Annotated in this window: 13 protein-coding genes; 8 read left to right on the top strand and 5 right to left on the bottom strand. The window is 68.8% G+C overall.

From position 1 onward, the window contains the following. Nucleotides 1-41: 41 nt before the first annotated feature. Genes P5P27_RS01760 through P5P27_RS01750 form a run of 3 tightly spaced genes read right to left on the bottom strand, consistent with a single transcriptional unit; the run spans nt 42 to nt 2,647 of the window. Nucleotides 42-734 (bottom strand): TetR/AcrR family transcriptional regulator, encoded by a 693-nt coding sequence (locus P5P27_RS01760; RefSeq protein WP_278126109.1) that lies wholly within the window; start codon nt 732-734, stop codon nt 42-44. A 22-nt stretch (nt 735-756) separates the two neighbouring features. Beyond that, nucleotides 757-1,533 carry an enoyl-CoA hydratase gene (locus P5P27_RS01755; protein WP_006894353.1) on the bottom strand — a complete coding sequence of 259 codons (777 nt, stop codon included), beginning with the start codon at nt 1,531-1,533 and terminating at the stop codon, nt 757-759. Nucleotides 1,534-1,576: 43 nt separating this feature from the next. Then, entirely contained in the window at nt 1,577-2,647 is a 1,071-nt protein-coding gene (locus P5P27_RS01750) for an enoyl-CoA hydratase/isomerase family protein (RefSeq protein ID WP_278126108.1), read from the bottom strand. Between the two features lie 214 nt (nt 2,648-2,861). Between P5P27_RS01750 and P5P27_RS01745 the strand changes: the two genes are divergently transcribed. Both P5P27_RS01745 and P5P27_RS01740 read left to right on the top strand, forming a co-directional pair. Then, nucleotides 2,862-3,815 (top strand): 1,4-dihydroxy-2-naphthoyl-CoA synthase, encoded by a 954-nt coding sequence (locus tag P5P27_RS01745; protein ID WP_045538040.1) that lies wholly within the window; start codon nt 2,862-2,864, stop codon nt 3,813-3,815. A 102-nt stretch (nt 3,816-3,917) separates the two neighbouring features. Beyond that, the gene (locus tag P5P27_RS01740; RefSeq protein WP_278126106.1) at nt 3,918-5,570 is read left to right on the top strand and encodes an MFS transporter; all 1,653 of its coding nucleotides are present in this window, start codon (nt 3,918-3,920) and stop codon (nt 5,568-5,570) included. A 10-nt stretch (nt 5,571-5,580) separates the two neighbouring features. Here the strand turns inward: P5P27_RS01740 and P5P27_RS01735 are convergent, their stop codons facing one another. Further along, nucleotides 5,581-6,642: an LLM class F420-dependent oxidoreductase gene (locus tag P5P27_RS01735; protein ID WP_045538038.1), complete on the bottom strand. Its 1,062-nt coding sequence runs from the start codon at nt 6,640-6,642 to the stop codon at nt 5,581-5,583. 270 nt (nt 6,643-6,912) lie between these two features. Between P5P27_RS01735 and P5P27_RS01730 the strand changes: the two genes are divergently transcribed. The 5 genes from P5P27_RS01730 to menE are packed head-to-tail and all read left to right on the top strand — an operon-like array spanning nt 6,913 to nt 10,278. After that, a complete protein-coding gene (locus P5P27_RS01730) occupies nt 6,913-8,124 on the top strand; it encodes an inorganic phosphate transporter (protein ID WP_006894345.1) in 1,212 nt (403 codons plus the stop codon). Between the two features lie 26 nt (nt 8,125-8,150). Further along, nucleotides 8,151-8,423 carry a hypothetical protein gene (locus tag P5P27_RS01725; protein WP_006894343.1) on the top strand — a complete coding sequence of 91 codons (273 nt, stop codon included), beginning with the start codon at nt 8,151-8,153 and terminating at the stop codon, nt 8,421-8,423. A gap of 34 nt (nt 8,424-8,457) precedes the next feature. Beyond that, the gene (locus tag P5P27_RS01720) at nt 8,458-8,769 is read left to right on the top strand and encodes a DUF3349 domain-containing protein (protein ID WP_006894341.1); all 312 of its coding nucleotides are present in this window, start codon (nt 8,458-8,460) and stop codon (nt 8,767-8,769) included. A 10-nt stretch (nt 8,770-8,779) separates the two neighbouring features. Continuing rightward, entirely contained in the window at nt 8,780-9,121 is a 342-nt protein-coding gene (locus tag P5P27_RS01715) for a DUF3349 domain-containing protein (protein WP_006894337.1), read from the top strand. Next, nucleotides 9,118-10,278: an o-succinylbenzoate--CoA ligase gene (menE, locus tag P5P27_RS01710; RefSeq protein WP_278127402.1), complete on the top strand. Its 1,161-nt coding sequence runs from the start codon at nt 9,118-9,120 to the stop codon at nt 10,276-10,278. The genes P5P27_RS01715 and menE overlap by 4 nt, the downstream gene beginning before the upstream one ends. Before the next feature lie 4 nt (nt 10,279-10,282). Here the strand turns inward: menE and P5P27_RS01705 are convergent, their stop codons facing one another. After that, nucleotides 10,283-11,656, bottom strand: a complete 1,374-nt coding sequence (locus P5P27_RS01705) for a PE-PPE domain-containing protein (protein ID WP_278126099.1) — start codon at nt 11,654-11,656, stop codon at nt 10,283-10,285. A gap of 167 nt (nt 11,657-11,823) precedes the next feature. On the opposite strand from P5P27_RS01705, the gene P5P27_RS01700 reads away from it, so the two are divergent. Beyond that, entirely contained in the window at nt 11,824-12,693 is an 870-nt protein-coding gene (locus P5P27_RS01700) for a 1,4-dihydroxy-2-naphthoate polyprenyltransferase (RefSeq protein ID WP_006894328.1), read from the top strand. Nucleotides 12,694-12,697 lie beyond the last annotated feature (4 nt).

Raw genomic sequence — 12,697 nt, 5'->3', positions numbered from 1 at the left:
GTTTCACCGTATCTTCCGCGCGACCGCCTCCTGTGGTCGGCTCAGACTTCCCCCTGCGACAGCAGCCTGTCGATCTTGGTCTCGATACGAGCGAGCCTCTCGTCGTCGGACGACCGCCGGGCGTCGGCGTGGCCGGTGCCGATCAGCAGATCGACGATCTGCCGTCCCACATCTGCCGTGTGCACCGGACGCCCGGCGTATCGCTGGCCGCGCGCGCTGTGCTCCAGCGTCCCGAAGATCATGTCGCGCGCCAGCGCCGACGGAAGCGAGGCGTCCACTTCTCCGCACCGCTTCATGTCGTCGATGACCGAGGTGTACAGCCTCGTGTAGCGGCGGTTGGAATCGATGACGACCGACGCCAGCTCCGTGCCGGGAAACGCCTGGGCGGTGTGGATGTACACCTGCACCAGGTCCCACTGCGTCGCCATCACCGCACACCAATCGTGGACCAGTCGGCGCAGCAGTTCCGACGGCGTCGCGCCGTCCTGCGCCAGAACCGCCTCGGCCTGGCCCTGCAGCCCCTCGTAGAACTCCCGGGTGACGGCGGTGAGCAGGCCGAGTTTGCTGGAGTAGTGCAGGAAGACGGTGCCCTCCGACACTCCCGCACGCCGGGCGATCTCGGCGGTGGTAGCCGCCTGAAAGCCCGACTCCGCGAAGCACTCCGCGGCGGCCGCACGCACGGCGCTGCGCGTGCGGTCGCTCTTCGATCCGGCCTGCCCCCGCGCCGCCGTCACGACGCCGGTCCCGTCTCGCGCATCAGCGGTGCTTGAATTCCGGTTCCCGCTTCTCCACGAAGGCCGCCATGCCCTCGGTCTGATCGGCGGTGGCGAACAGCGAGTAGAACAGGCTCCGCTCGGCGCGGACGCCTTCGGTGAGGCTCGACTCGAACGCGCGGTTCACCGCTTCCTTGCCGTACGACGCCGCGATGAACGACTTGCTCGCGATGGTCGCCGCGACCTCGCGAGCGGTGCTGACCACCTCGTCGGTCGGAACCACGCGCGACACCAGACCCGCCCGCTCCGCCTCGTCAACCTTCATCTGCCGCCCGGTGAGGACCAGGTCCATCGCCTTGGCCTTGCCGACTGCTCGGGTGAGTCGCTGCGATCCGCCGATCCCGGGGATCACGCCGAGGTTGATCTCGGGCTGACCGAACCTGGCGTTCTCGCCGGCGATGATGATGTCGCAGAGCATGGCCAACTCGCAGCCGCCGCCGAGCGCGTAGCCCGCAACCGCCGCGATGATCGGAGTGCGGGTGCGCGACAGTTCGTCCCACGCGCCGAAGAACTGCTGGCCGACCACCTCGCTGAAGCTCTTCGACTGCATCTCCTTGATGTCGGCGCCTGCGGCGAAGGCCTTCTCCGAGCCGGTGATGACGATGGCGCCGATCTCCGGGTCCGCGTCGAAGCCGCGCACGGCCGCAACCACTTCGCCCATCAGTTCGGTGTTCAGCGCGTTGAGGGCCTTGGGACGGTTCAGGGTGATGACGGCGACGCGGCCGTCGGTCTCGGTGAGGATGGTCTGGTACTCGGTCATCTGCGGTTCTCCAATGGCTGTCGGGTGCGGTCGGGCATGAGGTTCACGGGTTCACAATGGTGAGTTCGAGCCCCTCGGGCAGCGGCGCGAAGAAGGCGTCCACGTCGGCCTCGGTGACGTCGCCGATCTCCGCGGGACTCCACGACGGATTGCGGTCCTTGTCGATCACCTGCGCCCGGATCCCCTCGGCCATGTCGTGGCTGCGGACGCATCGCACCGACACCCGGTATTCGCGGGCGAGCGCCTCGTCGAGAGTCGGCAGCGGGTTGCGGAGCGCCCGCAGCGTCACCGCGAGGGTCGTCGGGCTCTTGGCCCGGAGCGTCGCGGCCGCCTTCTCCGCCGCTTCGGTGCCGACGGCCTCGCAGCGGCGGACGATCTCGGCGACGCTGTCGGCGGCGAAGGCCTCGTTGATCCAGTCGCGCTGGGCGTACAGATCGGACGCGGGCGGCTTCTGGGCGTAGGTGGCCAGCGCCTCGTCGACGGTGGTCGCGGAGACGGCCTTGACGAAGGCGTCGAGATCTGCGGCGGGGACGTAATGGTCCGCGATGCCGAGGGCGATGGCATCGGCGCCGTTGATCGAGGCCGCCGTGAGGCCCAGGTACACGCCGAGTCGGTCCGGAATCTGCGAGAGAAGGTGCGTGCCTCCGACGTCGGGGACGAAGCCGATACCGGTCTCCGGCATCGCGAGCCGGGTGCGGTCGGTGACCACGCGGGTGTTGGCGTGTGCGGAGACGCCGACACCGCCGCCCATGACGATCCCGTCCATCAGCGCGACGTACGGCTTGGGGAACTTCGCGATCTCGGAATTGAGCTGGTACTCCTCGCGCCAGAACACCGCAGACGGGCAGGCCGTAGCCTCTGCGTCGCCGGCGCCGGCCTCGACGAGTGCCTTGGCGTCGCGGTGAATCGACACGATGTCGCCACCGGCGCACAGTCCGCGCTCGCCGGCGCCGGAGAGCACCACCGCCTTCACCGCCTCGTCCTCGCGCCACTTCCGCAGCGCGGCCGACATCAGATCCACCATCTCGTCGTTCAGGGCGTTGATGGCCTTCGGGCGGTTGAGGATCAACCGGCCGACGCCGCCTTCCTGCGACACCACGACGGGCTGGTTCATCGAGCCTCCTGCTTCTTGATCGACACGTCCTCCGCGAGAAATCGGAGTGACACTCAGTTTGGAACCTAGCATCTGAACATCGGTAATAGAAGATGGAGGTCGCACTCCCAACGACGGACTTGAGCGCCACTGCATCGGTGCCGGCAGACCACCCCGTCACCGTCGCCGCCCACGCCGACTCGCGCCGACCGGGCTCCAACTAGGCTCGGAAGACATGACGACCGACTCCAGCCCCTTCGACCCGTCCGCATGGCGCACCGTCCCCGGTTTCGAGGACCTCACCGACATCACCTACCACCGGCACACCGGTGAAGGCCGCGCCAACGGCATCGTCCGCATCGCGTTCGACCGGCCCGAGGTCCGCAACGCCTTCCGACCGCACACGGTCGACGAGCTCTATCGAGCCTTCGACCACGCGCGTCGGACCCCGGACGTGGGCACAGTGCTTCTGACCGGCAACGGCCCGTCGCCCAAGGACGGCGGCTGGGCCTTCTGCAGCGGCGGCGACCAGCGCATCCGCGGCCGCAGCGGTTACCAGTACGCCACCAGCCACGATTCCGATGTCACCGCGGCGACCGTCGACGGAGTGGACGAGGCGCGGGTCAAGGCCGAGGGCGGACGACTGCACATCCTCGAAGTCCAGCGGTTGATCCGCACCATGCCGAAGGTCGTCATCGCGGTCGTCAACGGCTGGGCCGCGGGCGGCGGCCATTCGCTGCACGCGGTCGCCGATCTGACCCTCGCGTCCCGGGAACACGCCCGGTTCAAGCAGACCGACGCCGACGTGGGCAGCTTCGACGCCGGTTACGGCAGCGCCTACCTCGCCAAGCAGGTCGGCCAGAAGTTCGCCCGCGAGATCTTCTTCCTGGGCGAGGCCTACGACGCCGAGACCATGCATCAGATGGGCGCCGTGAACCGCGTCGTCGATCATGCAGAACTTGAGAACACGGCCATCGAATGGGCACGGAAGATCAACTCCAAGTCGCCCACCGCGCAGCGGATGCTGAAGTTCGCGTTCAACCTGACCGACGACGGGCTGATGGGTCAACAGGTCTTCGCCGGCGAGGCCACGCGTCTGGCCTACATGACCGACGAGGCGGTCGAGGGCCGGGACGCCTTCCTGGAGAAGCGTGATCCGAACTGGGACTCGTTCCCGTACTACTACTAGACCCGCCAGTATTGAGACCGCCCCCGCATCCACCTTCTGATTGATCTTGGCCTAACACCAAGACACGGTCCGCGCAGCCGGTCGATCTGGTGAGATCGACGCATGACAGGTGCTCCCCCCAGTTCCACCCTGCCCGCGAACACCTCAGCGCCCACCCGCCGGGACTGGATCGGCCTCGCCGTCCTGTCGGTCGGGCTGGGCCTGATCGTGCTCGACGGAACGATCGTCGGCGTCGCGCTGCCGGCGATCATCAGCGACCTGAGTCTCGACCTCACCGACGCCCAATGGGTCAACAGTCTGTACGCGGTGGTGTTGGCGGCACTGCTGCTCTCGACGGGCCGACTCGCCGACCGCTGGGGCCGCAAACGGATGTTCCTGTTCGGACTCACCGTCTTCGTCGCCGGCAGTCTGCTCGCCGCCGCCTCCGGGTCGGCGGGCACGCTGATTGCGGCCCGTGCGGTCCAGGCGGTCGGCGCGGCGTTCATCATGCCCTCGACCCTCTCCACGGTGAACGCCGTCTTCCGCGGTCGCTACCGGGCCGCAGCCTTCGGTGTCTGGGGTGCGGTGATCTCCGGCGCGGCGGCGGTGGGACCGCTCGCGGGCGGCGCCCTGACCCAATGGGCGTCGTGGCACTGGATCTTCCTCGTCAATCTGCCGCTCGGTCTCGTCGTGGCGATCGCCGCGATCTTCACGGTGTCCGAATCGAAGGGCGGCGACGATCGGCCCGGCGCCGATGTCGACGGCGCGATGCTCAGCATGATCGGTTTCGGCGCACTGGTGTTCGCCGTGATCGAAGGGCCCGACCTGGGTTGGTGGACGCCGAAGGGCGAGCTGAAGGTGTTCGGATGGAGGTGGCCCGAGCAGGCGCCGATCTCGATCGTCCCGGTGGCCTTCGCGGTGGCGGCGTCGGCTCTGGTCCTGTTCGTCGTCTGGGAGCGTCATCGCCGGAACAACGGGCGGTCGGCGATCCTCGACCTCCGGCTGTTCGGCCTGCCCACGTTCTCGTGGGGCAATGTCACCGCCGCCGCAGTGGCGGTCGGAGAGTTCGGCATCATCTTCGCGCTGCCGCTGTACCTCGTGAATGCGCTCGGCCTCGACGTGATGCAGGCCGGCCTGGTCCTGGCGGCCATGGCGATCGGAGCCTTCGTCTCCGGCGCCATGGCACGACACCTCGCGGCCAGGCTCGGTGCCCCCGCCGTGGTGCTGCTCGGCCTCGGTCTCGAAGTCGCGGGGGTCCTGATCCTCGTCGTGGTGATCGGGAGCTCGACCTCCGGCTGGATCATCGCGCTGCCGTTGATCCTCTACGGCCTCGGTCTGGGGCTGGCTTCGGCTCAACTCACCGGGACCGTCCTCCGCGACGTTCCGGTGGACGACTCCGGTCAGGCGTCGGCCACCCAGAGCACGGTCCGGCAGGTCGGATCGGCACTGGGCACGGCCTTCGCCGGCGCGGCGCTGTCGGTGGCACTCGCGACGACCCTGCCGACCGCACTCGACCACGCCGGATTCAGCGGTCCCGCCGCGGACCAGGTGGCCGCCGCCACCCGCGAGTCAGCGGGCACCACCATCACGATGCTGCGCGCCGAGGGGGTCCACAGCCCGCTCGGCGACCGGACCGACGCCGCGGTCGGCGCACTCTCGGAGGGATTCGCCGACGCCACCCGATGGTCGATGGTGGTCGCCGTCGCATTCCTCGCGTTGGGCTTCCTCGGCGCGGCACGACTGCGCCGCGCCGCCGCCGCACCCGCGCGGACCTGACGGGCCGGGCTCAGCCGATGAGTTCCTTCAACACCCGCATGTCCTCCACCCGGCGGTTGTGGGACGCGGCGGCCGGCGAGGCCAGCAGCACGCCGACACCGCTGGCACGGAACCGCTCGACCTGCTCGGCGACCTTCGACCGCGGACCGATGAGGCTGATCGCGTCGATCAGATCCTGGGGAATCGCCGCGGCGGCCTCGTCCTTGCGGCCGTCCAGATACAGATCCTGGATCAGCGCGGCCTCGTCGACGTAGCCGTACCGCTGGACCAGCGAGTTGTAGAAGTTCTTGCCGCGGGCTCCCATGCCGCCGATGTACAGCGCCGAGTGGTGCCGCACCGCGTTCTCCGCCGCCGCGATCTCGTCGGCGTCCTCGGTGATCAGCGCACTGGCCTGAATGACGATGCGCAGTTCCGGCAGATCCGGGTCGCGCTTGGCCCTGCCTGCCGCCAGCGATTCACCGAAGGCGGCCTCGACGTAGTCGGGGTGGTAAAGGAAGGGCTGCAGTTCTTCGAACATCTCGGCGGCCAGTTCGACGTTCTTGGGCCCGATCGCCGCGAGCAGCATCGGGATGCGGTCACGGACGGGGTGGTTGATGATCTTCAACGCCTTGCCGAGCCCGCTGCCGCCGTCCTCCTTCGTCAGCGGCAGCTGGTAGTGCTTACCGCGGTACTCGACGCGCTCGCGGCGCCACACCTTCCGGCAGATCTCGGCGTTCTCGCGCGCCCGGCCGAGCGGGAAGTCGTACTTGACTCCGTGGAAGCCCTCGATCACCTGCGGACCGGAGGCACCGATGCCGAGAACCGCACGACCGCCGCTGATGTAGTCGAGGCCGGCCGCCGTCATGGCGAGATTGGTCGGCGTGCGCGAGTACATCGGCAGGATGCCGGTCTGCAGTTCCATCGTCTCGGTGCGCGCGGCGATGTACCCGAGCTGACTGACCGCGTCGAAACTGTAGGCCTCGGGTACGGTGACCCGGCTGACGCCGACCCCCTCGAAGTCCCGGAGATTATCGATGGTCTCGCGGAAGTCGCCCGCGTAGTTGATGGGCATGCCCAGCGTCATCGGCGTCATGGGCTGATTCTGGCACACGTTTTTCACCGGCGATCGGCGAGACCGCCCGCGTCCGGCCGCCACCTGATCGGAGGCCGCGTTCACCTGCCGGTCACCTTCGTTCCACCGGGACGTCGGAAACAACCGGCAACTCCCGGTGGCGCGAAGCCCACCGACAGATGAACTTTCCGTTAACGCACCTCCGGAGACCAGAAAGTAGCAGGTCAGAGCACAAAAGTCGGACCTTGGGCGAGTTGACTCGACCCACGGTTCCCCGGTCATAGTGGTCGCATGACCGCAGAGATGCTCATCCTCGTGCTGTTGATCGTCACAGCCCTCGGCTTCGACTTCACGAACGGGTTCCACGACACCGGCAACGCGATGGCGACGTCCATCGCGACCGGCGCTCTGAAGCCGAAGGTCGCGGTCGGTCTCTCCGCGATCCTCAACCTGGTCGGCGCGTTCCTCTCGGTCGAGGTCGCCGCCACCATCACCAAGGACGTGCTGAACATTCAGCAGACGTCCGGTGACGCCAAGGGTGAACTCGTCGCCGGTCTCGACGCGAACAAGGCGCTGATCATCATCTTCGCCGGTCTGATCGGCGCGATTCTCTGGAATCTGTTCACGTGGCTCTTCGGTCTGCCGTCCAGTTCGTCGCACGCGCTGTTCGGCGGCCTGATCGGCTCGGGTCTGGCGGCGATCGGAACCTCGGGCATCAACTGGCACGGGATCCTCGCGAAGGTGATCGTCCCCGCGCTCTTCGCTCCGGTGATCGCATGCATCGTGGCTTCGGTCGGCACACTCATCATCTACGCCATCTCCAACGGCATCTCGGAGAGCAAGCGCGAACGCGGTTTCCGCAACGGTCAGATCGCCTCGGCCTCGCTGGTCTCCCTCGCACACGGCACCGGCGACGCGCAGAAGACGATGGGCGTCATCGCCCTCGCCCTGATCGCCACCGGTCATCTGGATTCGGGCAGCGTGGCTCACGGTCTGCCGTTCTGGGTGGTCCTCTCGTGTGCCGGGGCGATCGCACTGGGCACCTGGATCGGCGGTTGGCGCATCATCCGCACGCTCGGCAAGGGACTGGTCGAGATCCAGGCTCCGCAGGGCATGGCCGCGGAGGCCTCGTCGGCCGCGATCATCCTCACCTCCTCCGCTGCCGGCATGGCGCTCTCGACCACTCAGGTGGCGACCGGGTCGATCCTGGGCAGCGGACTGGGCAAGAAGGGCGCGGAGGTCCGCTGGGGCGTCGCCGGCCGCATGGCCGTCGCCTGGATCACCACACTTCCGGCCGCCGCCGCGGTCGGCGCCCTCTGCTACTGGCTCGCCAGCCTGATCGGCGGCGCACCGGGCGCGATCGTCATCTTCCTGATCCTCGCCGGGCTCTCCGGCTACATGTACTACCGGGCTCAGCAGCAGAAGGTCGACGCCGACAACGTCAACGCCGACTGGGACGAGACGACGAACTCGCCGGTTCCCGCAGCCACCGAACAGTCCTGAACCCAGTTTCCGCGAAAGGCACCTCCATGGACATCGTCTCCGCCATCACCAAGGTTCTCGCCGTCGGGCTGCTGTTCGGCGCCGGTCTGCCCGCACTGTTCGCCGTCGGTATGCGCCTGGAGGCAGCCGGGCACGGCGATCTCGGCAAGCCCGCGAACCCAGTCCTCCGCATCATCGGATACCTGATGTTCGCCCTCACCGCGGCCGTCATCGTCGTCGGCATCCTCTGGATCTGCCGGCAGACCCTGAACTACTACTTCGATCTCAGGATCTTCCCGGACTTCGCCTACAAGAGCTGACCGCTGCGCGACCGCTAAGACACGAGGAGACACCATGCCCCCATCGCTGTTTGAGAACGTCATCAAGTGGATCCGCGCCGGGTACCCCGAAGGCGTCCCCGCCACCGAGTTTCCGCCGCTGCTCGCACTGCTCCGACCGGTTCTGTCGGAGAGCGAGATCACCGATGTGATCCTGAGCCTCGCGCTGGAGCACGGCACCGAGACTCCCGCGACTCCCGAGCGGATCCGCGACGCGATCCACGCCGTCACCGAGCAGGCGCCGTCCGAGGAGGAGACGCGGCAGGTCGCCGCACGACTCGCGGCCGCCGGCTGGCCGCTCACCGATCGCGTCCCGGTATCGGACTGAACGGAGGAGTATGGATCGCCCCTCCTTCCTGAGCGGCGTGGTCCGCTGGCTGCGCGCCGGCTATCCCGAGGGGGTGCCGAGCCGCGACTATCAGCCGCTCTTGGCGCTGTTGCGCCGACAGCTCACCGAGGACGAGATCAGGCAGGTCGCTCTCGAGCTCGTCGACACGCGTGCTCCGGAGCCGATCAACCGGATCGATGTGGGCGTCGAGATCTCCAAGGTCACTCAGGAACTCCCCCGCCAGGAGGACGTCGACCGGGTACGGCAGACTCTGAAGGCAGCGGAGTGGCCCTTCGACGACGAGCCGCTCGCGCCGCCCGATCGGCCCGAGAACCCGGAGGAACCGTCCTGAGAGTCCTGCAACCGCTCGAACTGCCGGCGGGACCGGCCGTCCTCGAGGCCCGCCGCGACCTGCTGGCACTCCTGGACGGCGACGCCGCCTATCTCCCGCTTCCCGCCGGCGACGCCGCCGAGACGCAGAGGCTCTCGCACGCCCTGGCGCTCGGCGAGCCCATCGACGACGACGCCGCGCTCGTCGTGTCCACCTCAGGGACCACCGGCACTCCGAAGGGCGCGGTGCACACGGCCGCCTCCCTGCGCGCCTCCGCGACGGCGACGGCCGACGTGCTCGGCGGCCCGGGCAGCTGGCTGCTCGCGCTTCCGCCGCACCACATCGCGGGACTGCAGGTGATGCTGCGGTCCCTCGCCGCCGGTCACGATCCCGTCGTACTCGATCTCGCGGCCGGATTCGACCCGTCCGCACTGCCCGGACTCGTCGCCGCCATGCCCGGTGACCGCCGATACACCTCGCTGGTCCCGACTCAACTGCGCAAGGCTCTCGACGTGCCTGCCGCGGTCGCAGCGCTGGGCCGGTTGGACGCCGTTCTCGTCGGCGGCGCGGCCACCCCGCCGGCACTCCTGGCCCGCGCACTCGACGCCGGCCTGCCGATCGTCCGCACCTACGGGATGAGCGAGACCGCCGGCGGTTGCGTGTACGACGGCGTGCCCCTGCCGGGCGCGACGGTCCGGATCGACGGATCCGGCGGCGCCGAACCCGGCCGGGTGGTCCTCGGCGGCGCGACGCTGGCCCGCGGCTACCGCAACATGCCCGACCACCCGGCGTTCGCCGAACCCGGATGGTTCCGCACCGACGACCTCGGCGTCCTCGACGACGGTGTTCTGCGCATCGTCGGCCGGGCGGACGAGTCGATCACCACCGGCGGCCTCACCGTGGTCCCGCAGGTGGTCGAGACGGTCCTGGGCGAGATGCCCGGCGTCGCCGACTGCGCGGTCCTGGGCGTCCCCGACGAGCGGCTCGGCGAGAAGGTGATCGCGGTGATCGTCCCCGTCGCCGGAGCCCGGCGCCCCGGACTCGACGACGTCCGCGAGTTCGTCTCCGACCGCCTCGACCGCTACGCGGCCCCCCGCGCGGTGTTCACCGTCGGAGAACTGCCGCTGCGCGGGCCCGGCAAGGTGAATCGCCGGGCGTTGCGCGAACGGTTCGCCTGACGCATCACGCCGCCGCGGGAACGTCGGTCGGCTCCTCGGCGGGGTCCGCCGTGTTCGCGGAGTCCGCCTCCGCGGCACCGGTTTCGGCCGCGTCGTCGGACTGCGACGACGGGAGGACGACACCGGTCTCGGGCGCAGTCGTCGCGGGCGCACTGTTCTCACCCGGACTGCTCTCGGACGCACTGCTCTCAGGTGCAATCGCCTCGGGGGCGGTCTCCACCGTGCTCGTCTCGGGTGCGCTGGCCGTCTCGGGAGCCGCATGGCGCGGCCCGTCCGACGTCGCACCGTCCCGCTGCTGCGGCTCGGCCCATTCGCCGTTCGCGTCGAGCAGCCGGTGCGCTCCGCCGGAGGAGAGCGGGACGTCGACCACCGGAGCCTTCGGATCCGCATCGCCGGCGGTGATCTCATGAGTCGGATAGAAGGACTCCGCTGCCCGGTCCCACTTCTCCAGCCGCTCCTGGGACACCTGGATCCCGACCGCCCGATAGACCATCGCGGTCAGCAGCGCGAGCGGGTGGTACGTGTCGTAGATCTCGTAGGTGGTGTTCCCCTCGACACTCTGCAAGGTCTTGACGTGCTCGAGGTTCTCGATGTGCGCATAGGTGTACTCGCCCGGATCGGAGTGGATCGCGAGGAAGCCCGCCGCGTTGACCAGGACCGAAGCCACGGGGCGGTACCAGATCCACTGTGTGTGGGCGACGGGGTCGCCCTGCACGATGACCTGAACGACCTTCACCTCGGCGGAGTCGGCGGGGTTGCGGGCACCGTCGTTGTCGACTCCGAACAAGCCCATCAGCGGCGTCGCGAACGGGGTTCGGCTCAGCCGCGATTTCAGTCCCCAGGGCCCGCGCGGATCGGAGACGAGCAGGATGGTGCTGTCGGATCCGAGCAGCCCCTCCTCTGCCGCCTGCTCCACGGCGTTGCCCAGTGCGTCGGAACCCTGCGAGTAACCGGTGTAGACCACCACCCGATCGGCGTCCTGGAACGCCCGCATCACGCTGAGGGTGTTCGCGGTGCCGACGTCGCGCGACTGGTCGTAGGTCGGCGCGAAGAAGGGCAGCAGCCGACCCGACTTCCCGGAGATGATCGGGCCGAACGATTCGGGGTAGGTCACGATCGTCGACTCACGGCCCCCGACGATTCCGTTGATCCGCGGATAGCGGACGTCATCCGTCCCGGGAACGACGACGACGTGCGCGTCGTCGTCCGCCCCCTGGACCCAGTCACCGAGCACATCGGTGTACTCGGTGACCGCCGGACCGGCAGTGGCGACCGACGGCAGGAAGACCGGAGTGGGTGTCGCGGCGACCGCGGCGGGCGCGGCCAGTCCGAGACAGATTCCGCAGATCGCCGTCGACGTGGCAAGTGTGCGCTTCATGATTCTCTCCCCCGACGCAGAACTGTGCGTCCGCGGCACCGAGCCTCGGACGCACCTGACAGCATTCTATGAGAACATGCCGTGACCTGCGCGGACAGTCCCTGGAAGAGTGACGGTCGAGTGACCGACACCAGACCTGGGGACACCGGGATGAGATGATGTGGCCTGTGGCAACAGTGACTCAGTGGATCGAAGGCGCACGACCGCGCACCCTGCCGAACGCGATCGCCCCGGTGGTCGCCGGGACCGGCGCGGCCGTCCACCTCGGTGACGTCACCTGGTGGAAGGCCGGTCTCGCACTGGTCGTCGCACTGGCGCTGATCGTAGGCGTCAACTTCGCCAATGACTACTCCGACGGAATTCGTGGCACAGATGACGACCGCGTCGGTCCGCTGCGCCTGGTGGGTTCCCGCCTGGCGAGCCCGCGAGCGGTCAAGACCGCGGCGCTCATCTCACTCGGCATCGGCGCGGTCTGCGGACTCGTCCTCGCCGTGGCGACGGCCTGGTGGCTGGTGCTCGTCGGAGCGGTCTGCATCGCCGGCGCGTGGTTCTACACCGGAGGCAAGCGACCCTACGGCTACCTCGGCTTCGGTGAGATAGCCGTGTTCGTGTTCTTCGGTCTCGTCGCGGTGCTCGGTACGCAGTTCGTCGCCGCGGGCTCCGTGGACTGGATCGGCGCCGGCTGCGCTGTGGCCGTCGGCAGCCTCTCGAGCGGAGTCCTCGTCGCGAACAACTTGCGCGACATCCCGAGCGACACCGAATCGGGCAAGATCACTCTCGCTGTCCGGCTCGGCGACCGCCGGACCCGGACGTTCTACCTGCTCCTCTGCGTGATCCCGGTGATCGTCAGCGTCGCCGTCGCAGTCGTCGCCCCCGCCGCCGCTGCCGGCCTGCTGGTGATCGTCCCCCTCGTCAAACCGGTGCGACTGGTCCTGGGCGGCGCCCAGGGACGCGACCTGATCCCGGTGCTCGCGCTGACCGGCATCGCGATGCTCGTGTGGTCCGTGGCGACGGCGATCGGGCTCGCCCTGACATAGGACG

Origin of the sequence: Gordonia sihwensis (genome assembly GCF_029632925.1) — a bacterium.
GTDB lineage: Bacteria > Actinomycetota > Actinomycetes > Mycobacteriales > Mycobacteriaceae > Gordonia > Gordonia sihwensis.
Note: the sequence above shows the minus strand (reverse complement) of the source record. Positions and strands in the feature narration are given on the sequence as shown.

What these genes read in the sequence shown, in the direction of transcription:
- P5P27_RS01755 (WP_006894353.1), bottom strand. Translation starts at nt 1,533, where the DNA reads ATGACCGAGTACCAGACCATCCTCACCGAGACCGACGGCCGCGTCGCC.
- P5P27_RS01750 (WP_278126108.1), bottom strand. Translation starts at nt 2,647, where the DNA reads ATGAACCAGCCCGTCGTGGTGTCGCAGGAAGGCGGCGTCGGCCGGTTG.
- P5P27_RS01745 (WP_045538040.1), top strand. Translation starts at nt 2,862, where the DNA reads ATGACGACCGACTCCAGCCCCTTCGACCCGTCCGCATGGCGCACCGTC.
- P5P27_RS01740 (WP_278126106.1), top strand. Translation starts at nt 3,918, where the DNA reads ATGACAGGTGCTCCCCCCAGTTCCACCCTGCCCGCGAACACCTCAGCG.
- P5P27_RS01735 (WP_045538038.1), bottom strand. Translation starts at nt 6,642, where the DNA reads ATGACGCCGATGACGCTGGGCATGCCCATCAACTACGCGGGCGACTTC.
- P5P27_RS01730 (WP_006894345.1), top strand. Translation starts at nt 6,913, where the DNA reads ATGACCGCAGAGATGCTCATCCTCGTGCTGTTGATCGTCACAGCCCTC.
- P5P27_RS01725 (WP_006894343.1), top strand. Translation starts at nt 8,151, where the DNA reads ATGGACATCGTCTCCGCCATCACCAAGGTTCTCGCCGTCGGGCTGCTG.
- P5P27_RS01720 (WP_006894341.1), top strand. Translation starts at nt 8,458, where the DNA reads ATGCCCCCATCGCTGTTTGAGAACGTCATCAAGTGGATCCGCGCCGGG.
- P5P27_RS01715 (WP_006894337.1), top strand. Translation starts at nt 8,780, where the DNA reads ATGGATCGCCCCTCCTTCCTGAGCGGCGTGGTCCGCTGGCTGCGCGCC.
- P5P27_RS01705 (WP_278126099.1), bottom strand. Translation starts at nt 11,656, where the DNA reads ATGAAGCGCACACTTGCCACGTCGACGGCGATCTGCGGAATCTGTCTC.